Origin of the sequence: Streptomyces sp. BE303 (assembly GCF_036290945.1) — a bacterium.
Classification (GTDB): domain Bacteria; phylum Actinomycetota; class Actinomycetes; order Streptomycetales; family Streptomycetaceae; genus Kitasatospora.
In genome coordinates this window covers 1-412 of the sequence record NZ_JAQYWZ010000505.1, presented here as the reverse complement: position 1 = coordinate 412, position 412 = coordinate 1, and the positions used below count along the sequence as shown (strand labels likewise).

Annotated in this window: 1 protein-coding gene; it reads left to right on the top strand. The window is 60.2% G+C overall.

Translation table 11 applies throughout. The annotated features are described in order from the left end of the window. Nucleotides 1–73: 73 nt before the first annotated feature. A partial coding sequence (locus PUR56_RS43385) for a hypothetical protein (protein WP_329948726.1) occupies nt 74–412 on the top strand: 339 nt, incomplete at its 3' end.

The following is a 412-nucleotide window of genomic DNA, read 5'->3' as shown; positions in this document are numbered from 1 at the left end:
GGTGGGGGTGTGGGGGGGGGGGGGGGGGTGTGTCTTTATAAAACCCGGTTGGGCTGGGCGGGGGGGGGGGTGCGTGCGTGGGGGGGTGGGGGGTTTTTTTTTTTGTGTTTTTTTTTTTGTTTTTTGTTTTTGTGGGTGTTGTTTTTTTGTTTTTTGTTTTTTTTTTTTTTTTTTTTTTTTGTTTTTTTTTTTTTTGGTTTTGTTTTGTTGTTTTGTTTGTGTGGGGGGGGGGGTGGGGGGGGTCTTGTGTGTGTGGTTGGGGGTGGGTTGTGAGGGGTGGGGGGGGGGGAATCCCGCCGGGGGGGGGGGGGGGGGGGTGGGGGGTGGGGGGGGGTGGGGTGGGGTGTTTGGGGGGGGGGGGGGGGTGGTCCGGGGGGTGGGGGGGGGGGGGGGGGGGTTTGGGGTGGCCCCC